Genomic DNA, 21,698 nt, shown 5'->3' on the forward strand with positions numbered 1-21,698 from the left:
TGCGCGGCATCCGGGCCTGGATCGGCGCACCCGAGCGCGCCCGTTCGTCCGCCTGTTCTTCGCGGTGCACACGCGGGGGACTTGACGGCCCGTCAATCGCACTCTCCCCGGCACAGGGCCGAACAGCCCCTGGATGCACGCTGTTCGGCCAGGTGACGGGTGCCGATCAGCCCTGGAAGCCCGGCCGCGGCAGAGCTTGAATGAAAGTGTCTCAGGAGGCTGCCATGAACGATGAAGCCCTGAGCGCCCACACCGGCCCATGCCACCGCAGAGCACTCACCGCGGTGTTGACGCTCCCCTTCCTCACACTCGCCGCATGCGGCACGAGCGGCGGCACGAGTACGCCGGGCGGGATCGCCGAATCCTCCCGGCCCCCGGCTGGTACGACCTCCTCGGGAGGTACCTCCGGAACACCCGCACCCTCCGCACCGTCGACATCCACCGCCGCGACACACTCCGCGCCCTCGACAAGTGGCGGCACCGGCACCACCGCGAAGCAGGTCCGCACGGCGGTGTACTTCCTGCACGGCGAACACGTCTCGCCCGCCCCGCGCACCGTGACCGCTCCGGCCACCGCCACCGGAGCCGTCCGCGCCCTGCTGGCCGGCCCCAACCGGTACGAAGGCAGCCACGGGCGCACCACGGCCATCCCGTCCGGCACGACGCTGCGCTCCGTCGTGGTCCGCAACCACGTCGCGACCGTTGACCTCTCCGGCCGCTACGACGACGGCGGCGGCAGCCTGTCCATGCAGGCACGCCTTGCTCAGGTCGTGTTCACCGTGACCCGGTTCCCGTCCATCCACTCGGTCCGCTTCGAGCTCGACGGCAAGCCGGTGAAGCACTTCGGCGGCGAGGGCATCGTCCTCAACAGGCCCGTGGGACGAGCCGACTTCGAGGACCTGGCCCCGGCCGTCCTGATGGAGTCCCCGCTGATCGGCGACACCGTGCACACTCCGCTGCGGGTCTGGGGCAGCGCCGATACGTTCGAGGCCGTGTTCCGTCTGAAGGTCACCGACACCACGGGGCACACCGCAGCCGACGTGCGTGTCGAGGCCACCTCCGGCACCGGCACCCGCGGCACCTTCGATGTGACGTTCCCCTACAAGGCTGCCCGCACCGGACCGGGCCTGCTCACCGCGTACTACCTGTCGGCCAAGGACGGCAAGCCCGTCACCGTCGACACCGAGCCACTGACCGTGAACCGCTGACGCCGGCCGTCCCAGGACAGTGCGAGGGGGCCGCGCAGCGCGCGGGCTCAGGCCCCGGCCGCCGCCTCGTCGTCGACGGGAACGCCCAGTCGGCCCGCCACCGTGGTGAGGGCCGCTCCGAGCGGTAGGTCGACCCGGGTGACGGCGTGGCGGTCGCCCCGGGTCATGTCCCGGTTGATGATGAGCACCGGTTTCCCTGCCTGCGCGGCCTGGCGGACGAACCGCAGTCCGGACATCACCGTCAGCGAGGATCCGAGGACGAGTAGTGCGTCCGCCGCGTGAACGAGGTCGCGGCACTGTTCGACCCGGTCGCGCGACACCGCCTCGCCGAAGAACACCACGTCCGGCTTGAGGATCCCGCCACAGAGTGTGCAGGGCACGACCTGGAAGTCTCCGACCTGGTCGTCGGTGAGGTCGGCGTCACCATCAGGGTTCATACCGGCGGCGACCGGCGCGAAAGCGGGATTGGCCTCCTCCAGTCGTCGGGCGAGTTCCCTGCGCGCGATGAGGACGCCGCACCCGAGGCAGACCACCCGGTCGAGGCTGCCGTGGAGTTCGACGACGCCCTCGCTCCCGGCCGCCTGGTGCAGCCCGTCCACGTTCTGGGTGATCACGCCGGAGAGCAGTCCCTGCCGACCGAACGCGGCCACCGCCCGGTGCCCGGCGTTCGGTCGCGCCCGGCCGAAGGCCCGCCAGCCGAGGTGACTCCGTGCCCAGTACCGCCGCCGCGCGTGCGCGCTGTCGGTGAAGTCCTGGTAGAGCATCGGGGTGTGCCGGCTCAGGCTGCCGCCCTCACCTCGGTAGTCGGGGATGCCCGACTCGGTGGAGATGCCCGCACCGCTGAGCACCAGCACCCGGCCTGCCGCCAGCGCGTCGACGACCGACCGCAGGTCCGTCGTGCTCGGCGGCGGGTCCTCGGCGGGGGTCCAGCTCAGGGTGGGGCGCATGCGCATAGCGCCAGGGTACGAAACCCGGCGAACGATGCCGCCACGCCAAGGCGCGCCGGCCGATCAAGCAGCGGCCTCGGGGCTCCACGGTGACGACGTCGTATCCCGGATCAGCGAACGGGCTTCCGTCTGGATCGGCCGTGCTGTTGTGCGGGCACCGCCATGGGCAACAGGCGATGACGCGGCCCGGGGGACTTCTGGTCGAGAACGGGAGTGCGGGCGGCAGTCACCACTTGATCTGCGACGAGAAGCACACTCCGGTCAAGGTCATCACCACCGCGGCCAACGTCAACGACGCCACCAGACCCCGGCAATGGTCGACGGCATCCCGTCCGTCGCCGGAAAGCCCGGTCGTCGTCCGCTGGGCACGCCTCGATCTGCACGGCGCGCTCGCCCCCTGGCCACGGCATCGGGGCGAGCCACCGCGCCCGGATCCGCGTGACCTGGCCCGTCCCTACCGGCCTCAGTACAGGCCGGTCGTGATCGTGTCGGTACCGGCGACGAAGGCGCTCGCCGCAACCGCGTACGTGAACCGGGCGTGACGTTGTTCCGCCGGGTGACGTCCCGGAAGCCGGCGCGGTCCGCCCGGGGCTTGCGCCGCGGTACAGCAGCAGCCGGAACGGGCCGAGGCAGCGGCCGAGGGCCGGGCCACGTCCGGCACACCACATCCCGCGAAGCCGGTACGGCCCTTCGGGCACCGTCGGCGGACTGCCGGTACGGCAGCTCGGACACCTCACCGATGCCCCTGCGGTCGGGGCGCCTTCCGCCGGGTCCTGCCGCAGGCCAGCGTGTACGGGCTGGAGGACGGGAAGTCGACGGGCGCACGGCGGTCCTTGGCACCGTCACGCGCGAGGTGGTCGCCGACGGCGTGCCGGCCCCCTCGCCGGGGCCTCGAACCGGCATTGCCACGTTTTTTCACTTCCGCGAAGCGCAGTTGACCGAAGTGGGCCTGACCTGCGCGCTCGGCGCGTCCGGTGCCAGAACAGGCGGTCCGGAAAACGAACGGGACCGCTGTCTACCGGCCAGCCCGGCGGAAGTGTCGAGTGGCTGGATGCCGGGCGGGATGGCCGTCGCGCGGTGTCGCGTCCCTGGTCATGGGGGGCGATCGGTCCTGTTCCCCGAGGAGTCGGAGTACCTGCCACCTCAACCGCGCGGCCGGAAAGGTGCCTTGTGGGAGTGGGCGGCGCATGGCGATACTCATCGACGCTTCAGTTGGCATGGTCACGCCAGCAAATCAATCCGGCGCCATGCCCTCCCCGATCCCTCCGGTCCTGCCCGCCCAGCGGGCGGGACGCCCCCCTCAGGAGGCTCACTCGTGACGAACCGTCCGACATCCACCGCCCGCCTCACCCTCGCGGGCACCGCCGCGGCGGCCCTCGCCGCCACCGCCGTACTGCTGCCGGGCGCCGGCGCGGCCACCGCCGCACCCGACGCACCGGCCCACCAGGCGAGGGCCGCAGCCGCCCTCGCCGCCCGGCTCGGCGACCGCGCCGCCGGCTCCTACTACGACGCCGCCTCCCGGCGGATCGTCGTCGACATCACCGACCGGTCGGCCACCCGGCAGGTCCTGGCCACCGGAGCCGTCCCCAGAGTCGTGCCCTACTCCACGGCCCAACTGCACTCCGCCATCGCCACGTTGGCCAAGCAGGCCCGGATCGCCGGCACCGCCTGGTCGATCGACCCCCGGCAGGACAAGGTCGTGGTCACCGCCGACCCCACCGTCACCGGAGCGAAGCGCACCCGGCTGAACGCGGCGCTCAAGGCGCTCGGCGGCAAGGCCGTCCTGCGCCACGCGGCCACCCCCTTCAGGCCGCTCGTGGCCGGCGGGGACGCCATCTGGGGCAGCTCGGTGCGCTGCTCCCTCGGCTTCAACGTCACCGTGAACGGCGCCCCCTACTTCCTCACCGCCGGACACTGCGGCAACGCCTCCTCGACCTGGTCCGACTCCCAGGGCGGCAGCGAGGTCGGCCAGACCGTCGACTCCCAGTTCCCCGGCACCGACTACGCCCTCGTGCAGTACGACGACTCCAGCTCGTCGCCCGCGAGCGAGGTCGACCTGTACGACGGCAGCAGCCAGCAGATCACCGGCGCCGCCGACGCCTACGTCGGTGAGTCGGTCCAGCGCAGCGGCAGCACCAGCGGCCTGCACAGCGGCTCGGTCACCGGCCTCGACGCCACCGTGAACTACTCGGAGGGCTCCGTCTCCGGCCTGATCGACACGAACGTCTGCGCCGAGCCCGGCGACAGCGGCGGCGCCCTCTTCGACGGCTCCTCCGCGATCGGCCTCACCTCGGGCGGCAGCGGCGACTGCAGCTCGGGCGGCGAGACGTTCTTCCAGCCGGTGACGGCGGCGCTCAGCGCGGAGGGGGCGACGATTCCGTAGCCGCTCCAACTCCCTTGGGTGGCCGCTCACTTCGGCGAGCGGCCACCTCGCGGTCGCGGCTTGTACGACCGGCGGCGTCGGCATGTCAACCGCCCAACTTCCTTTTCTCCCTAGGGATTCAGGCTCGGGACGGCAAATTGTTACCGAGGCGTAGCGGATGTCCATCCCGCACCTCTAAGCTCCGGCCGTCCCCCGAGCACCACGAAAGGGTTTGGCATGCTCATGATTCGCCGAAGAATCCGCGCCGCGCTGCTGACGGCCGTGGCCCTGCTGCTCGGTGCGGTGGCGTCATCCACCGCGCACGCCGCCGACCTGGGCGGGCAGACGCTGGCCGGTGTGTCCGGGACCGGCATCCACAACACGTACGACGACAAGTCCACGTACACCTACCTGGCGAACGCGCTGGACACCGGCACCTCGCTGGTCGAACTCGACACCTGGCACAACGTGTTCAACGGCAAGTGGGACGTGAGCCACAGCAACCCGCTGGGCAGTAACAACAACTGCGTCCAGGCGTCCACGGCTGCCGACCTCTACACCGGCGACCGCAACCAGAACCTCGACAGCTGCCTCGACGACATCCGGATCTGGCTGCAGGCCCACCCCACGAGCCACCCGCTCATGGTCAAGATCGAGATGAAGAACGGGTTCTACGACACCCTCGGCATGAACCCGACCGAGTTCGACAGCTACGTCAAGGCGCACCTCGGCAGCGTGCTCTACACCCCCGCCGACCTGCTCACCAAGAGCGACAGCACGAAGTATCCGGACCTGGACACCGCCGCCCGCGCCGACAACTGGGCCACCTACGGCTCGCTCGCGGGCCGCGCGATCGTGGAGATCATCCCCGGCACCTTCGAGCAGGCCGTCAGCCCCGCCTCTTCGTGGTCGGACGTGGTCTACGCCCAGCACCTCAAGGACCTCGCCGCCGCGGGGAACATCAGCCAGGCAGCCGTCTTCCCGAGCGTCCTCGGCGCCCAGGCCGTCGACCCGCGCACCCGCTACAGCGACACCACTCTGCGCCCCTGGTTCGTGGTGTTCGACGCGGACGCCGCCGCCTGGGTCGGCGACGGCAACACCGAGTGGTACAACACCAACCACTACCTGACGGTCGTCACCGACGCCTACGGCGTCTCGCCCGCGCTGAGTTCCTCCGCGCCGTCGCTCGCCGACGCCCAGGCAAGGGTCGCCGAACTCGCCGCCGACGGAGCCTCGTACATCTCCACCGACTGGATCACCGCCCCGGCCGACGGCGTCCTCAGCGACGTGCTGGCCCGTGGCTGAGACAAGGCGCCGCCGCGCGCTCCTGCGGACCCTGACCACGGGTGCCGCGGCGCTCGCCCTCGCCGTGTCCGGCCAACTGGCCGGCGCGGCAGGGGCGGTGGCGGCCACGGCCGACCCCGCGTCGCTGGTCAACCCCTATGTCGGCACCGGCGGCAACGGCGACTTCAGCGCCGGCAACACCTTCCCCGGCGCCGATGTGCCGCACGGCATGCTCCAGTGGTCCCCCGACACGACGTCGCGTCCCAAGGGCGGCGGATACAACTACGCCGACTCGGCGGTCTCCGGCTTCAGCCTCACCCATGTCTCCGGCGTCGGCTGCGACGCGGCCGGGGACCTGCCGATCCTGCCCGTGGTCGGCGCGCTCGGCTCGAACCCCGCCGCAACGACCGAGTCCTTCTCCCACTCCGACGAGCAGGCCTCGCCGGGCAGTTACTCCGTCAGCCTGGGCAACAGCACGAGTGCGGCGCTGACGACCACCACGCACGCCGGGATCGGCCAGTTCACCTTCCCGTCCTCCACCCAGGCGAACCTGCTCCTCAAGGTGCAGGACACCCAGACGCCGTACGCCTCCTCAACGCTTGCCCTGAGCGGCGGTGACACGGTGACCGGGTCGATCACCAGCACCGGCTTCTGCGAGGACAACACCCCGATCACGCTCTACTACGCGATCACCTTCGACCACCCCTTCACCGCCTCCGGCGCCTTCAGCGGTGGCGAGTACCTGACCTTCGACACCACGAGCAGCAGGACGGTCGAGGCCCGCGTCGGCATCTCGTACACCTCGGCCGCCGAGGCCGCGGCCAACCGGGACGCCGAGGTGAGCGGGAAGACCTTCGCGGACGTCAAGTCCGCCGCGGCGTCCGCGTGGAACACCGCGCTGTCGAAGATCGCCGTCACCGGCGGCACCTCGGACCAGCGGACGGTCTTCTACACCGCGCTCTACCATGCCTCTCTGTTCCCGTCCGTCATCAGCGACACCGACGGCTCCTACCGGGGCTTCGACAACGCTGTCCACACGGTCGGCAGCGGTCACTCGGCGAAGTACGCCGACTTCTCCACCTGGGACACCTACCGCTCCCAGGCCCAGCTCACCGCGCTGCTCGACCCGTCGGCCGCCTCCGACATGGCGCAGTCCGTCATCGACGACTACCTGCAGGGCGGCACCCTCACCAAGTGGGGCATGGAGACCGCCGAGACGCACATCATGGTCGGCGACTCCGCCGTACCGCTGCTCGCCGCCTACTACGCCTTCGGCGCCCGGAACTTCGACACGGCCACAGCCCTGTCCGCGATGGTCAAGGAACAGACGACGAACACCGACGCCACCCCCGGCGTGACGTACCTCGACTCCTTCGGCTACCTGCCCACCAACTCGCTCTACGGCTGCTGCCACGAATACGCCACGGTGTCCACCCAACTGGAGTACGACACGGACGACTTCGCGCTGTCCGTGTTCGCGGGCGCGCTCGGCGACAGCGCCACGCAGAAGAAGTTCCAGGACCGGGCGCAGGACTGGGAGAACATCTACAACACGTCCTCCGGCTACATCCAGCCCCAGCACTCCAACGGCCGCTGGATGGACGGCTTCAACGCCAAGCTGATCACCGGCACCTCGTCCAACGACTTCGCCGAGGGCGATGCCTTCACCTACACCCCGATGATCCCCTTCAACCTCGCCAAACTGGCGTCCCTGGAAGGCGGCAACGCGTCGATGGCGTCGTATCTCGACGGTGTGCTCGGCGGGTTCCAGGGCCTGGGCAGTGTCATCGGTACCCAGTCCAACATGGGCAACGAACCAAGCATCGGTTTGCCCTGGGAGTACGACTGGGTGGGAAAGCCTTACAAGACGCAGTCCACCGTGCGCGCCGTCCAGGACCAACTGTGGACCAACAGCGCCGGCGGTCTGCCCGGCAACGACGACCTCGGCGAGATGAGCGCCTGGTACGTGTGGTCCGCCCTGGGCCTCTACCCGGAGATCCCGGGCACCGCCGACCTGGCCCTCGGCAGCCCGGTGTTCACCTCGGCGGTGGTCACGACGGGCAACGGCCACACGCTCACCGTCAACGCCCCCGCGGCGGCGGACGGTTCGCCGTACGTCCAGTCGCTCACTCTCAACGGCGGCACCTGGAACAAGGCGTACGTCCCGGCGTCGTACCTCAGCGCCTCCACGGAACTGGACTTCACGCTCTCCTCTTCGGCGAACACCGCCTGGGCCGCGACGGGCCCGCCTCCGTCCTACGACGGCACCCCGGGCACCGGAGTCGCCCAGCCCAGCGGCCCGATCACCGAGACCGCCACCGGTAAGTGCGTGGACGACGCCGGCTCCGGCACCTCGAACGGCACCGCCATCCAGATCTACACCTGCAACGGCACCGCCGCGCAGACCTGGCAGGTCGTCCCCGACGGCACGCTCCAGGTGCTGAACGACTGCATGGACGTGACGGGCGGGGCGACCGCCTCCGGCACCAAGGTCCAGCTGCACACCTGCAACGGCACCCAGGCCGAGCAGTGGCAGAAGGACGCGTCGGGCGAGATCGTCAACCCGGCATCCGGCCTCTGCCTCACCGACGCCGGCAACGGCGCGACCGACAAGACACAGTTGACGATCGCGGCCTGCGCGGACAGCGCCGGCCAGCGATGGAAGGTCCCGTCGTCCGCGTGACCCCGCCCCTCCCGGTCGAAAGGCCCCTCATGAGATCTGTCCTGGTCACCTCCTTACGGCGCCGCGCCCTGCTCACCACGACCGCAGCCGCCCTGTCGGCCCTCACCCTCGCGGTCCTCCCGAGCTCGGGCGCACCCGGCAGTTCGGCCCCGGCGGCGTCGGCGGCCTCGACCCGCACCGTACGGTCACCGCAAGACGTCCTCGGCCGGCAACCGCAGGCGCTCAACCCTGTGTTCAGCAGCCCGGTGAGCACCAGCGAGTGCCGCAAGCAGATCAACCGGGGCTGCTACTCCCCTCTCCAGTACGACAAGGCGTACGACCTCTCGCCCCTGTATGCCGAGGGCATCACCGGCAAGGGCCGCACGATCGTCATCACCGACTCCTTCGGCTCACCCACCATCCAGCACGACCTCGAGGTCTTCGACAAACAGTGGGGGCTGCCCGACACCCAGGTCGACGTGCTGAAATGGGGCGACGTCCCGGCCTTCGACCCCACCGACCCCGACATGAACGGCTGGGCCGACGAGACCACCCTCGACGTGGAGGCCGCCCACGCGGTGGCGCCCGGCGCGCGCATCGTCCTCGTGGAGACCGGCGTCTCGGAGACCGAGGGCCCGGTGGGCATCCCGGAGATGCAGAGCGCCATCAACCACCTGGCGAAGGAAGGCAGGGGCGACGTCGTCTCCATGAGCTGGGCCACCAGCGAGGCCCGCTTCCCCGGCTTCGACCTCGGCGACTACACCAGCCTCACGACCCTGCGCTACGGCTTCCAGGCGGCCGCCCGGCACGGCGTCACCCTCACCGCCAGCTCCGGCGACGGCGGCGGCCACGCCAACCGCGTGGACGCGGCCTGGCCCGCCGGCGACCCGCTCGTCACCGCGATCGGCGGCACCGAGCTCTATCTGGACGACACGGGCAACCGCCTGAAGCCGGACGCGGCCTGGTCGGGAAGCGGCGGCGACCACTCCAAGGTCTTCCCCCGCCCCTCCTACCAGAACCCCGTCGCCTCGGTCGTGGGCCCGCACCGCGGCACGCCGGACATCAGCATGGCGGCATCCCCGGACGGCGCGCTGTGGCTCTACTCGTCCTACGACCCGACCCGCACCGGCTGGACGGCGGGCGGCAACGGCACCAGCGAGTCGTCTCCCCTCTTCGCCGCCGTCGTGGCCCTCGCCGACCAGCTCGCAGGCCACCGCCTGGGCCAGGTCGACGGCCTCCTGTACCGCCTCTACGGCCGCCCGAACACCGGCCTGGTGGACGTCACGACCGGCAGCACGGGCACCAACGGCTTCACGGCGGGGCCGGGATACGACCAGGCGACGGGGCTGGGGACGGTGGACGCCACGAAACTCGTCCATGCTCTGGCCGGACGGCGCTGACCCGGCGGAGCACTCATGTCCGTGTCGGTGTAAAGACCCGATGGCACAAAGGGGCTGCCGCCCGAGGACCGGGGCGGCAGCTCCGGCAGCCCTACGCTGATCAGCCCGGTACTCTGCACACGCAGCGCGCCCTCGCGCCCGCGGCCTGGCCGATCGGATCGGCCAGGGTCGAGCTCGACGACGAGGCGTGCGGAGCGCTCCGGAGCCTGAACGTGAGGCAGCCGAAAGCCATCCGTGCAGGTCAGCCGAAGCCATGCAACGCGGCAGGGCACCCGTAACGCCCACACCGCACAGCATGCTCACCGGCAAAACCGCCGGTCAGGAGCCCTTCGCGGCCCGTTCGAGGTTCGCCGCGCACGGGGGCACCCGGTCTCCGCCCAGCCGAACGGGTCGGGAAGCGAACGGTCGGCCCGGAAGACGTTCGATCATGCCGCTCAGGTCAGCCTCCTCCTCCCGTCTCCGATTCAAGCGTCACGCGTCGCAACGGGCACCCGCCGGGGCCGACCGGCCCCACGGGTCGGGCCTGTCACCCGCTCATCTTCTTCCGCCACTGGGGGCCGACACGCTCCCACTCGGCCTCCCACGCGCGTATCCGCCACCGGTCCAGCCGCAGCCGTGCCACCCGTCCGCAGCCCAGGGCCACGCCACCGGCACCCGTCGCGGCCAGCAGACCCGTCAGCGCCGACTGCACACGTGCTTCCCGCTCGGTGGGAGGCCGGATGGCCAATTCGCCGCGGCTGTCGATCCACACGGTGACCGAAGCGCCCGCGGTGCTGCTCGGGGCGACCCGAGTCAGGCCCGTGTGGGTGGATCCGTCGGCGGTGGTCCAGCGCACCTTGCCCCACACCGTGTCGCCGCCACCACCGTCGATCGACACGGTCTCGGTCGTGTCCGCGTTCTCGGTGAGCTCCGCCGGTACGGCGTGCACGGTCGCGCGTCGTGCGGCAAGGCTGTCCTGCATGGCACCATCCGCCGCCGAGCCCGCGAGCAGGCCGCCCACCAGGGCGACGATCCAGGTGGCAAGGACGATCCAGGCCTCCACGGAGTCGCTGTGCCGGTGCAGTGGATTGTGCCTCCACCGCCAGAACCGCACGTTCTTCACCCGCGTGGGACGCGTCCGTGCCATGGCTGGACACCCCTTTGTCTGCCGATGCGAAGATCTCGCGCGCGGTGGAGCGTCTGCAGAGGCCGAGCAGGCGTGGCTGTCAGGCCGAATGGCCGGCCGGCAGGCCCGCTTGCTCCCCGGAACCGCTCCGTGGGCAGCACGTCGGTCTCGGACCCCGTAGGCACGCCCCGGTGCGCGCTGTCCGCGACGGGAAGGGGCGTCATCCCCGGGCTCCGCTGCCGTAGGGCGCGTACAGGTCGAGCAGCCGGGTGCGCGCCGCGTTCAGCCTGCGGACCACGGCTTCGCCGACCCAGAGCGCGATCGACCGCCCCATCTCGGGATCGGTCTCGCACATCCTCCGGACGGCTTCGGCGTCGAACTCGTGGGCACGCACCGGGCCCACCGTCCGGGCGCCGAACCGCCACACATGGGGTTCGTACAGCCAGGACCAGCCGAGGAGTTCACCTGCCCCCAGGGTCTCGATCACAGCCGCACGGCGTCCGGGCACCCGCATGTCGAGGGCGACGGTGCCCGACTCGATGATCCAGAAATGGTCGGCCCGTCCGCCCTCGTTGAACAGCCGAGTGTCCGACGGGTAGCACACGTCGTGCGCCATGATCATGAGCCTGCCCCGGTATTCCACGGGGAGTTTCCTGGTCGAGCAGGGTGTGGTCGCGATGGTCATGGCTGTGCCTCCTCGTGCGCCGGGCCGACGCGGCCGACGTCATGGAGGACGTCGCCTGCTTTCAGGCTCGGTCATGGAAGCCGCGAACACATGGGCCGATCGGTCCCCGTCAAGGAGCCCACCGGGGCACGTCCGACAGGCCGGTGTTCACCTCGTGCCCTCGGTCGCGGTCCCGGGCCACCACGGCTGCCGCCACAGAACCAGGCACGCGTTCGCCCGCTCCCGGGGCACCGCTCAGCCGCTCCAGGTCCACTCCGCAACCTCCGGCAGGTCGGTGCCGTGGATGCGGATCCAGTCGTGGTGGCGCAGGCGTGCGTCCTCCATGCGCTGGCGTACGGCCGCTGCGCGCACCGCCAGCCCGGGCACGCGGTCGATGACGTCCATGACCAGCCGGTAGCGGTCCAGGTCGTTGCGGACGACCATGTCGAACGGCGTGGTCGTGGTGCCGGACTCCTTGTAGCCGCGCACGTGCAGGTTCTGGTGGCCGGTGCGCCGGTAGGCGAGGCGGTGGATCAGCCACGGGTAGCCGTGGTAGGCGAAGATCACCGGCTTGTCCTCGGTGAACAGTCCGTCGTACTCGAAGTCGCTCATGCCGTGCGGGTGCTCCTCGCGGGGCATCAGGCGGGCCATGTCGACGACGTTGACCACGCGGACCGCGAGGTCGGGCAGGTGGCGGCGGAGCAGCTGGGCGGCGGCCAGCACTTCCTGGGTGGGGACGTCCCCCGCGCAGGCGAGGACGACGTCGGGCTCGCCGCCGTTCTCGGTGCCCGCCCACTCCCAGATGCCGGCTCCGCGGGCGCAGTGGGCGCGGGCCTGGTCCATGGAAAGCCAGTCGAAGCAGGGCTGCTTGCCGGCCACGATCACGTTGACGTAGTCACGGCTGTGCAGTGCGTGGTCGGCGACGGACAGCAGCGTGTTGGCGTCCGGCGGCAGGTACACGCGTACGACCTCGGGGCTCTTGTTGAGGACGTGGTCCACAAAACCGGGATCCTGGTGGGAGAAGCCGTTGTGGTCCTGACGCCACACGTGCGAGGTCAGCAGGTAGTTGAGGGAGGCGATCGGTGCGCGCCACGGCAGCTGCCTTGAGGTCTTCAGCCACTTGATGTGCTGGTTGACCATCGAGTCGACGATGTGCACGAAGGCCTCGTAGCAGGAGAACAGGCCGTGCCTGCCGGTGAGCAGATAGCCCTCCAGCCAACCTTGGCAGGTGTGTTCGGAGAGGATCTCCATCACGCGGCCGTGCCGGTCGAGGTGCTCGTCGACCGGGAGGTGCTGGGCCTGCCAGGCCTTTCCGCTGGCGTCGAAGACGGCCTGCAGCCGGTTGGAGGCGGTCTCGTCGGGGCCCACGATCCGGAAGTCGCGGCGGGCCGAGGTGTCCTCCATGACCTTTTCCAGGAGGTCGCCGAGGACGCGGGTGGGCTCGTGGAGGGTCGTGCCCGGCTTGTCGACGGGCACGGCGAACCGGTCGAGGGACGGGACGGGCAGGTCGCGCAGGAGCAGGCCGCCGTTGGCGTGTGGAGTGGCGCCCAGACGCCTGGCCCCCTCAGGGATGCAGGCGAGGGCGTCGGCGACCGGCCGGCCGTCGGCGTCGAACAGCTCCTCCGGGTGGTACGAGCGCAGCCACTCCTCCAGCTGCCGCAGGTGCTCCGGGTTCTCGCGCACGCCGGCCAGCGGTACCTGGTGGGCGCGCCAGGTGCCCTCGACCTGCACCCCGTCGACCTCGGCGGGGCCGGTCCAGCCCTTGGGCGTGCGCAGCACGATGACCGGCCAGTGCGAGCGCTCCGCCACGCCGTTCTCGCGGGCCGACTGCTGCAGCGCGGCGATGCGGTCCAGCGCGTCGTCCATCGCCTGCGCCATCGCACGGTGCACGGTGGCCGGGTCGTCGCCACTGACGTGGATCGGCGAATGGCCGTAGCCGCGCAGCAGCTCGTCGAGCTCGTGCTCGGGCAGCCGCGCGAGCACCGTCGGGTTGGCGATCTTGTAGCCGTTGAGGTGGAGGATCGGCAGGACCGCCCCGTCGTGAACCGGGTCGAGGAACTTGTTGGAGTGCCAGGAGGCGGCCAGCGGGCCGGTCTCCGCCTCGCCGTCGCCGATCACACAGGCGACCAGCAGGTTCGGGTTGTCCAGGGCCGCTCCGTAGGCGTGCGAGAGCGAGTAGCCCAGTTCACCGCCCTCGTGGATCGAGCCGGGGGTCTCCGGCGCCACATGGCTCGGCACGCCGCCGGGGAAGGAGAACTGGCGGAACAGACGCTCCATGCCGGCCCCGTCCCGGCCGACGTCCGGATATGTCTCGCTGTAGCTGCCCTCCAGCCAGGAGTTGGCCAGCACGGACGGTCCGCCGTGGCCCGGGCCCCAGATGCACAGGGCGTCGATGCCGCGGGCCTTGATGACGCGGTTGAGGTGGGTGTGGACGAGATTCAGACCGGGCGAGGTGCCCCAGTGGCCGAGCAGCCGCGGCTTGATGTGCTCGGGCAGCAGCGGTTCGCGCAGCAGCGGGTTGGCCATGAGGTAGATCTGTCCGGCGGACAGGTAGTTGGCGGCACGCCAGTGCGCGTCCAGGGTGCGCAGTTCGTCGTCGGTCAGTACGGTGCTGCTGTTCTGGTGTTCGACCTTGGTCATCGGGCACTCCGGAAGTCATCGGCATGGGGCAACGGGGCGGTGGAGGCGGCATGGCCGGCAAGAAGGCGGCGAAGGTGCCGCTCAAGACGTATGAGAAGGAACTGCTTCGCCTGCAGACGGAGTTGGCGAAGCTGCAGGAGTGGGTACGTGTGGAGGGCGCCCGCCTCGTCATCGTCTTCGAGGGACGGGACGCGGCCGGCAAGGGCGGCACCATCAAGCGGGTCACCGAGCACCTGAACCCCCGTGTCGCCCGGATCGCGGCCCTCCCGAAGCCGACCGAGCGCGAACGCACCCAGTGGTACTTCCAGCGGTACATCGAGCATCTGCCGGCCGCCGGGGAGATCGTGCTGTTCGACCGGTCCTGGTACAACCGGGCCGGGGTCGAGCATGTGATGGGCTTCTGCACCAAGGAGGAGTACCAGCTCTTCCTGCGGCAATGCCCGATCTTCGAGCGGATGCTGGTGGAGGCCGGGATCGTGCTGCGCAAGTACTGGTTCTCGGTGAGCGACACCGAGCAGCAGGCGCGCTTCCGCAGCCGTATGGAGGACCCGCTGCGGCGCTGGAAGCTGTCGCCGATGGACCTGGAGTCGGTCACCCGCTGGGAGGCGTACTCCCGGGCCAAGGACGCGATGATGGTGCACACCGACATCACCGAGGCGCCGTGGTTCGTCGTGGAGAGCGACGACAAGCGCCGGGCACGGCTGAACATGATCGCCCATCTGCTGGATTCCCTGCCGTATCACGACGTGCTGCCCCCGGTGCTGGAGCTGCCGGACCGTCCGGACTCGACCGGCTACCAGCGCTCGCCGCGTGACCTGCAGACGTACGTCCCCGATCACGTGGCGACCCTGTAAACCGGACACGGCGCTCACACCCGCTGCGGTACGACGGCGACCGGGCACGCGGAGTGGTGCAGTACCCCGTGGGCGACGCGGCCGAGCTGGAGCCCGAAGCGTCCCTCGCGCCGCTTGGCACCCACGACCAGCAGGTCGGCGTCACGGGAGAGGTCCGCCAGGACCGTGCGGGCGTGGCCCTCGACGGTGCGGCGGTGCACGTCGGCGTCGGCCGGCACGTCGTGCAGCGCACCCTCCAGCGCGGCCACGGCGCGCTCTTCGTGCAGTCGGGCGGGTTCGCCGGCCATGAGCGGGTGGTCGGTGCTCTCGTGCGCGGGGCACCGCCAGGCTCGTACGGCCTCCAGACGTGCCCCGCGGCGGCGCGCCTCGTCGACGGCGAAGCGCACGGCCGACGACTCGGCGCCGTCCTCGCCGACGCCCAGGACGACACGTCCGTGAGTGCCCGGCACCGCCTGCTTGTCGTGGTTGCCGCGCAGCACGATCACCGGGCAGTCGGCGTGCGCGGCCACGGACAGGCTGACGGAACCGAGGAAGAACTCCGCGATGCCGCTGCGGCCACGACTGCCCACCACCAGCGCGGAGGCCTGACGCCCCTCGTGCACCAGGGCGTACTCGGGCTCCTCCGCCAGCGCGACCGGTGTCACCTTCAGGTCCGGATGGCGCTCGTGCGCCCGCCGGGCCGCGAGGTCGACGACGTCCTGGGCGAGCACCGACTCGGACGGCTTGCCGAGATCCGTGGCGAGGGAGGTGCCCTCGTAGCGCTCCCAGAGGGAGGCGTACACGACCCGCAGCTCCACTCCTCGCAGCATGGCCTCGTCGGCGGCCCAGTCGACGGCCCGCATGCTCGGCTCGGAGCCGTCCACGCCCACGACCAGAGGGAGTTCCATCGCTTTCACCTTTCCGTGCCGAGCTCGAACGTCTCGTGGATGACCCTCGTGCGGCCCGCCGCATGCAGCTGGAAGACCTCGGCGAGGTCCTGCCGGGTGCCCACGATCGAGCCGATCACCGAGGTACCGTTCAGGACGGTGCCGAAAATCAGGACCTGGATGGTGCCGTGCGTCGGCAGTGCAACCATCACCAGCTTCCCGCCGCGCCGCAACCCGGAGCCGACGTCCTGCCTGCGGGCGTCGGTGACGAGGTCGGCGCCGAGTTCCCTGGCCAGTTCGAGCTTCTCGTCGGTGGGGTCGACAGCCGCAACGGTGGCTCCTGCGGTCTTCACGTACTGGACGGCCAGGAGGCTGGCCTAGGCCGCCGATTGCCCGGCTCGGGGTCGGACCGGCCTCGACGACCGGAGGGGCGCCGAGGGCTCGTACGACTGCTGCCTTCATGGTTGTTGAGCTCCTGTGAGCGAGGGGACGTCAGTCGTGGGCCACGACGGCGACGGGGGCGGTGGCATGGTGCAGGGCCGCGTGCGTGATGGGGCCGATGTGCGGACCGAACGTGCCGTGCCGGTGCCGCCGGCCGACGACGACCAGGGAAGCATCGCCGGAGGCGTCGACCAGGAGGCTCGCGGGGCTGCCGTAGCGGGACTCCTCGGTGATGGAGAGGTCCGGGAACTTCTGCCGCCAGGGACGCAGGACGTCCGTCAGGGCGTCGGCGTGCTGCCGGGCCAGCGACCGGTGGAGCTCGTAGTCCGCGGGGACGCCGTAGGAGATGTACGGCGACGGGTTCCAGCCGTGGAGGACCCGCAGTGAGGTGGACCTGCGGACGGCCTCGTCGAGGGCGAACTCGATCAGTGCCTCGTCGGGGGAATCCGTGTCCAGGCCGAGCAGCACGGGCAGGTAGGGAGCCTCGGCGGACGGGACGCCCACCGGGTCTGGCTCGTGCTCGTCCGCGGCCTGCTCTCCCGCGCGGACCAGGACGACGGGGCGGTCGGCGTGCGCGACGACCTCGTAGCCGACCGAGCCGATCAGGAAGCCGCCGATCCCGCTCAGGCCCCGGGAACCCATGACGAGCAGTTCGGCCTCCTTCGCCTGGGCTGCCAGGATCTCGGCGGGCCGGCCGCTGAAGTGCTCGGAGATCACCTCTACGCCGGGGTGACGCAGCCGCAGTCCTTCAGCGGTCTCGCGAGGAACGCGCTCGGTCCAGTTCTGGAGCGTCTCGGCTCCGAGCAGCGGTGCCTGCGCGATCGGGTCGGGTGCGGCCTCCCAGACGTGCACCAGCTTCAGTGGCAGGCCGCGCAGGCCCGCCTCGCGGGCGGCCCATTCGGCAGCGGCGCGGCTCTCGGGTGACCCGTCCAGGCCCACGGTTACGGTACGGGGCATCATGATCTCCACCTCCCGGTTCGATCCGATCCCAGCGTCGGCTCCGGCAGGGGGTGCGGTGCAGGGGCCGCTGGTCCTGAGCGGGGGCCGACCGGCCCCATCGCGGGGAGGGAGCTGCGGCGGTGCGCGCGGCCGTTGGATCCTGGGACCGGACGGCGAAAGGCGGGCCATGGTGCGAAGATCCGCAGGGCGGTTGCTGCCGGGGCTCGCCATGCTGCTCGGTTACCGGCGGGCGTGGCTGCGCGGCGACCTGCTGGCCGGGGTGACGGTGGCCGCCTATCTCGTGCCGCAGGTGATGGCGTACGCAAGCGTGGCCGGACTGCCGCCGGTCACGGGACTCTGGGCGATCCTGCCCTCGCTCGCGCTGTACGCCCTACTGGGCACGTCACGGCTGCTGTCGGTGGGCCCCGAGACGACGGCCGCGCTGATGACGGCCACCGTGGTGGCTCCGCTCGCCGGTTCCGACCCGGGCCGCTACGCCACGCTGGCCGCCGCGCTCGCGGCCACGGTCGGTCTGCTCTGCCTGGCCGCGCGGGTGCTCCGCCTGGGCTTCGTCGCCGACCTGCTCTCCCGCCCCGTCCTGATCGGCTATCTGGCCGGCGTGGCGCTGATCATGGTCGTGGACCAGCTGACCAAGCTGACCGGGGTTCCGACGACGGGTTCGAGGTTCTTCCCGCAGCTGTGGTCCTTCATCCGGCACCTCGGCCGAGCCCACCCGGCCACGGTGTTGCTCTCCGCCGTGACGATCGTGCTCCTGTTCGCGGTCCGGCGATGGCTCCCCCTGGCGCCCGGACCGCTGCTGGTCCTGGTGCTGGGCACCACGTCCGTGGCCGTGTTCGACCTGGACGGCCGGCACGGCATCAAGGTGATCGGTGCGGTCCCGGCGGGCCTGCCCGACTTCGCCCTTCCGGACCTGACGCAAGTGCCGCACCTGGTACTGCCCGCCCTGGGTGTCCTCCTGGTCGCCTACACCGACTTCATCCTCACCGCCCGCGGCTTCACCGTCGCCGACGACGACGGCCGGGAGCTGGACGCCAACCAGGAGTTCACGGCCCTCGGCGCAGCCAATCTCGGGGCTGCCTGTCTGCACGGCTTTCCGGTGAGCAGCAGTGCCAGCCGCACCGCGCTCGCCTCCTCGACGGGGGCGCGGAGCCAGGCGTACTCGCTGGTGGCGGGTCTGGTGGTGGTCGCGGTGCTGCTGCTCCTCAGCCCGCTGTTGACCCACACGCCGTCGGCCGTGTTGGGCGCGATCGTGGTGTACGCCGCCGTCCGCATGATCGACGTCGCCGGCTTTCGCCGACTGGCCTCCTTCCGGCGGCGTGAACTGCTGCTGGCGCTCGGCTGCCTTGCCGGGGTGCTGACTCTGGACATCCTCTACGGCGTGATCGTCGCCGTCGGGCTGTCCGTGGCGGAGCTGCTGAGCCGGGTGGCGCGCCCGCACGACGCCGTCGAGGGGCTGGTGCCGGGCGTGGCCGGCATGCACGACGTGGACGACTACCCACAGGCCCGGACCGTCCCGGGCCTGCTCGTCTACCGCTACGACTCCCCGCTCTTCTTCGCCAACGCGCAGGACTTCCACCGCCGGGCCCTGGCCGCGGTGGACGAACAGACCACCCCGGTCCACTGGTTCCTCCTCAACACCGAGGCGAACGTGGAGGTGGACATCACCGCCCTGGACGCGGTCGACGAGCTGCGCCGCGAACTCACCCGCCGTGGCATCGTGTTCGCCCTCGCCCGGGTCAAGCAGGACCTGCTGGACGACTTGGAGGCGTACGGGCTTGCCGAAGCAGTGGGCAGGGACCTGATCTTTCCCACCCTGCCGACCGCCGTGGCGGCGTATCGGTCGTGGTGCCGCGAGGGTTAGGCCAGTCAGTTCTTCACGGGTGTGCGCACGACGGGGCGGCGCGCCGTCGTCCCGGTCATCCCGGTCGGTGCGGACGTCCCCGTGTCCGACGGCCGCCGTGCGGCACGGCGCTGCTGCGCCCGCAGGACCAGCGCATCGAGTGCCGCGCTGAGCACGAAGGTGACGGCCATGGCGGTCACCAGGAGGACGGCGAACTGCCGCCAGAACTCCGGAGTCAGGCTCGTACCCATGGTGTTCCCCCTTTCCGCTCTGTCGGGTGGCTCTCTCACCACCATCGAACCGCGGCCGGGCGGGCGGCACAGCGTGCCACAGGGGTGGGACGCACCGCCGGTCGGCCTGATCCTGGGGCCGGGTGGCCCCTGGTCCGGTCCGCACTGCGCGCCCACGCTGGGAGTGGTAGTCCGTACGCCTGAGTGGAGGCACGCCATGAACGCACCCGCAACCACGAGCATGCCGCGGGCGCTGCCTGCCCAGCACCGGCAGCGGCTGATGCAGGTAGCCCGGGAGGTGTCGTTCCCCGAGGGCACCCGCCTCTTCGAGGAGGGCGGTCGCGCCGACCGGTTCTGGATCATCCGCACCGGCACGATCGATCTCGACATGCGCGTGCCCGGCCGCCGGCCCGCCGTCATCGAGTCCCTCGGGCACAACGAACTGGTCGGCTGGTCCTGGCTGTTCGCCCCGTACATCTGGCACCTCGGAGCCGAGGCGGCTTCGCCGCTGCGGGCGTACGAGTTCGACGCCACGACCGTGCGGACGATCTGCCAGGAGGATCCCGAGTTCGGACGGACCATCGCGCGCTGGGTGGGCGAGGTCGTGGCACACCGGCTGCAGGCGGCCCGGGTGCGGCTGCTGGACCTCTACGCCCCGTACGGCAGCGGGACGCTCCTTTGAACACGAGCGATCAAGGAGGCGTCGTGCACGCATTCCCGCACATCGTGAGTGACGTGATGACCCGCACCGTCGCCGCAGTCGGCCGCGAGGCCGCCTTCAAGGACATCGTGCGGACCATGCAGGACCGGAAGGTCAGTGCGGTGCCCGTGGTGGACGGCGGGAACCGGGTCGTGGGGGTCGTGTCCGAGGCCGATCTGCTGCCCAAGGAGGAGTTCCGCGACAGCGATCCCGACCGGTACACGCAGCTGCGGCGGCTGTCCGACCTCGCGAAGGCCGGCTCGGTCACCGCCGGCGAGCTGATGACCTCACCCGCGCTCACCGTCCGGGCGGACGCCACCCTCGCGCAGGCCGCGCGGGAGATGGCCCGGGCCCGGGTCAAGCGTCTGCCGGTGGTCGACGACGGCGGGAGGCTGGACGGCATCGTCAGCCGGGCTGACCTGCTCAAGGTGTTCCTGCGGGACGACGAGGAGATCGCCGAGGAGGTTCGGCGGGAGATCGTCTCGTATCTGTTCACCACACCGCTCTCGGAGGTACGCGTCGAGGTCCGCGACGGGGTCGTGACGCTGGGCGGCCGGGTCCGCGACACCTCCCTCGTGCCGGTGGCCGCGCGCCTGGTCCGGGCGGTCGAGGGGGTCGTGGACGTGGAGTTCGCACTCGACGGACACGACGAATACGACGATTACGACGGACGCGATCGGCCGGCGATCTGATCGGCGCCACCGTCCCGGTTGCCGGCCAGTCGCCTCAGCCCGTCCTGTGCCCCCATTCCCGTCCGACCCGCTCCCATTCGGCTCCCCACTGCTCGGTGGCCCGCCGCTGCACGCGCAACCGCACCAGCCGGCCGCCGCCGAGAACCGTCAGCCCCGTCGCCAGCCCGACTCCGGCGCCGGCCAGCACGACACGTGTCGCCGCCTCGTCGGGATTCACGGGTGCCGACACCAGGCGGCCGCGTCCGTCCGTCCAGGCCTGGACCCCACTGCCCGGCTTCACCGTGGGCTGCACGTCCACCGTGCCCGTACGGACCGTTCCCTTCCCGTCGCTCCAGCGCACCGTCGCCAGCACCCGGTCGTAGCGCACACCGGTGACGACGTCCCGCCCGCTTCCGGCCACGGTCTTCACGACCACCGCCGACACCGGCCGACGGCCCGCCCGGTCCTCGTTCACCACGCGCTGCGCGGCCTGCGCCCCGACCGTCCCGGCGGCCACCGCTCCGGCCGTCGCGGCCGTCCAGGCGGCCAGCACGATCCACGCCTCCACCACATCGCTGCGCCGCCGCAGCGGGTTGCGCCGCCAGCGCCACCCCAGGACCTTCGCGCGTCTGACCTTTCGCATCGGTCACACCCCCTTACGGGCGCAATGAGGACGCACACACCTAAAAGGTCTCACCACATCGCCGTCGGCGGGAGGGGCAGCAGGCCCTTCGCACGGCGCGGCGGACCGGGTGGCGTGGCGACGAGTGGGGCCAGTCGGCCCTAGTGCGTCCGGCCCCCACGCGTGATGATCGTCGTGACGTGCGGCCTGCCGCCCGTACGTCATACACCCGGGGAACGAGA

General features: G+C 71.0%; 18 protein-coding genes and 1 pseudogene. 10 read left to right on the top strand and 9 right to left on the bottom strand.

The window, feature by feature from the left end; all coding sequences use genetic code 11:
• Nucleotides 1-224: 224 nt before the first annotated feature.
• Complete coding sequence (locus AB0N07_RS20565; RefSeq protein ID WP_365836935.1) at nt 225-1,208, top strand: GerMN domain-containing protein; 984 nt, start codon at nt 225-227, stop codon at nt 1,206-1,208.
• A 47-nt stretch (nt 1,209-1,255) separates the two neighbouring features.
• On the opposite strand, the gene AB0N07_RS20570 is transcribed toward AB0N07_RS20565, so the two are convergent.
• Nucleotides 1,256-2,161, bottom strand: a complete 906-nt coding sequence (locus AB0N07_RS20570) for an NAD-dependent protein deacetylase (protein ID WP_365836937.1) — start codon at nt 2,159-2,161, stop codon at nt 1,256-1,258.
• Nucleotides 2,162-2,331: 170 nt separating this feature from the next.
• On the opposite strand from AB0N07_RS20570, the gene AB0N07_RS20575 reads away from it, so the two are divergent.
• From AB0N07_RS20575 to AB0N07_RS20595, 5 genes are all read left to right on the top strand, one after another.
• Nucleotides 2,332-2,697 (top strand): hypothetical protein, encoded by a 366-nt coding sequence (locus AB0N07_RS20575; protein WP_365836940.1) that lies wholly within the window; start codon nt 2,332-2,334, stop codon nt 2,695-2,697.
• Nucleotides 2,698-3,470: 773 nt separating this feature from the next.
• On the top strand, nt 3,471-4,538 hold the full coding sequence (locus AB0N07_RS20580) for a S1 family peptidase (RefSeq protein ID WP_365836941.1): 1,068 nt from the start codon (nt 3,471-3,473) through the stop codon (nt 4,536-4,538).
• A 222-nt stretch (nt 4,539-4,760) separates the two neighbouring features.
• On the top strand, nt 4,761-5,822 hold the full coding sequence (locus AB0N07_RS20585; protein ID WP_365836943.1) for a hypothetical protein: 1,062 nt from the start codon (nt 4,761-4,763) through the stop codon (nt 5,820-5,822).
• On the top strand, nt 5,815-8,484 hold the full coding sequence (locus AB0N07_RS20590) for a lectin (protein WP_365836944.1): 2,670 nt from the start codon (nt 5,815-5,817) through the stop codon (nt 8,482-8,484). Before AB0N07_RS20585 ends, AB0N07_RS20590 begins: the two co-directional genes overlap by 8 nt.
• Nucleotides 8,485-8,513: 29 nt before the next feature.
• The gene (locus tag AB0N07_RS20595) at nt 8,514-9,863 is read left to right on the top strand and encodes a S53 family peptidase (protein WP_365836946.1); all 1,350 of its coding nucleotides are present in this window, start codon (nt 8,514-8,516) and stop codon (nt 9,861-9,863) included.
• A gap of 526 nt (nt 9,864-10,389) precedes the next feature.
• Here the strand turns inward: AB0N07_RS20595 and AB0N07_RS20600 are convergent.
• From AB0N07_RS20600 to AB0N07_RS20610, 3 genes are all read right to left on the bottom strand, one after another.
• Nucleotides 10,390-10,989 (bottom strand): hypothetical protein, encoded by a 600-nt coding sequence (locus AB0N07_RS20600; RefSeq protein WP_365836948.1) that lies wholly within the window; start codon nt 10,987-10,989, stop codon nt 10,390-10,392.
• Between the two features lie 199 nt (nt 10,990-11,188).
• Nucleotides 11,189-11,653 (bottom strand): cyclic nucleotide-binding domain-containing protein, encoded by a 465-nt coding sequence (locus tag AB0N07_RS20605; RefSeq protein WP_365836950.1) that lies wholly within the window; start codon nt 11,651-11,653, stop codon nt 11,189-11,191.
• Nucleotides 11,654-11,887: 234 nt separating this feature from the next.
• Nucleotides 11,888-14,272: a phosphoketolase family protein gene (locus AB0N07_RS20610; protein ID WP_365836952.1), complete on the bottom strand. Its 2,385-nt coding sequence runs from the start codon at nt 14,270-14,272 to the stop codon at nt 11,888-11,890.
• 50 nt (nt 14,273-14,322) lie between these two features.
• On the opposite strand from AB0N07_RS20610, the gene ppk2 reads away from it, so the two are divergent.
• Nucleotides 14,323-15,126, top strand: a complete 804-nt coding sequence (gene ppk2, locus AB0N07_RS20615; protein ID WP_365836954.1) for a polyphosphate kinase 2 — start codon at nt 14,323-14,325, stop codon at nt 15,124-15,126.
• Nucleotides 15,127-15,140: 14 nt separating this feature from the next.
• Here the strand turns inward: ppk2 and AB0N07_RS20620 are convergent, their stop codons facing one another.
• From AB0N07_RS20620 to AB0N07_RS20630, 3 genes and pseudogenes are all read right to left on the bottom strand, one after another.
• On the bottom strand, nt 15,141-16,013 hold the full coding sequence (locus AB0N07_RS20620; protein ID WP_365836957.1) for a universal stress protein: 873 nt from the start codon (nt 16,011-16,013) through the stop codon (nt 15,141-15,143).
• 29 nt (nt 16,014-16,042) lie between these two features.
• Nucleotides 16,043-16,382: pseudogene (locus tag AB0N07_RS20625) on the bottom strand (zinc-binding dehydrogenase); the annotation flags it as partial.
• A 102-nt stretch (nt 16,383-16,484) separates the two neighbouring features.
• On the bottom strand, nt 16,485-17,390 hold the full coding sequence (locus AB0N07_RS20630) for a universal stress protein (protein WP_365836959.1): 906 nt from the start codon (nt 17,388-17,390) through the stop codon (nt 16,485-16,487).
• Between the two features lie 169 nt (nt 17,391-17,559).
• Between AB0N07_RS20630 and sulP the strand changes: the two genes are divergently transcribed.
• A complete protein-coding gene (gene sulP / locus AB0N07_RS20635; RefSeq protein ID WP_365836962.1) occupies nt 17,560-19,254 on the top strand; it encodes a sulfate permease in 1,695 nt (564 codons plus the stop codon).
• A 5-nt stretch (nt 19,255-19,259) separates the two neighbouring features.
• Here the strand turns inward: sulP and AB0N07_RS20640 are convergent, their stop codons facing one another.
• Nucleotides 19,260-19,484, bottom strand: coding sequence for a hypothetical protein (locus AB0N07_RS20640; RefSeq protein ID WP_365836964.1), 225 nt, complete (start codon nt 19,482-19,484; stop codon nt 19,260-19,262).
• A 196-nt stretch (nt 19,485-19,680) separates the two neighbouring features.
• On the opposite strand from AB0N07_RS20640, the gene AB0N07_RS20645 reads away from it, so the two are divergent.
• Together AB0N07_RS20645 and AB0N07_RS20650 are read left to right on the top strand one after the other, a co-directional pair.
• Nucleotides 19,681-20,145: a cyclic nucleotide-binding domain-containing protein gene (locus AB0N07_RS20645; protein WP_365836966.1), complete on the top strand. Its 465-nt coding sequence runs from the start codon at nt 19,681-19,683 to the stop codon at nt 20,143-20,145.
• A 23-nt stretch (nt 20,146-20,168) separates the two neighbouring features.
• A complete protein-coding gene (locus AB0N07_RS20650; RefSeq protein WP_365836968.1) occupies nt 20,169-20,855 on the top strand; it encodes a CBS domain-containing protein in 687 nt (228 codons plus the stop codon).
• 34 nt (nt 20,856-20,889) lie between these two features.
• Here the strand turns inward: AB0N07_RS20650 and AB0N07_RS20655 are convergent, their stop codons facing one another.
• Nucleotides 20,890-21,477 (bottom strand): hypothetical protein, encoded by a 588-nt coding sequence (locus AB0N07_RS20655; protein WP_365836970.1) that lies wholly within the window; start codon nt 21,475-21,477, stop codon nt 20,890-20,892.
• Nucleotides 21,478-21,698: the final 221 nt, after the last annotated feature.

It is taken from the genome of Streptomyces sp. NPDC051172 (genome assembly GCF_040682555.1).
Taxonomy (GTDB): Bacteria; Actinomycetota; Actinomycetes; order Streptomycetales; family Streptomycetaceae; genus Streptomyces.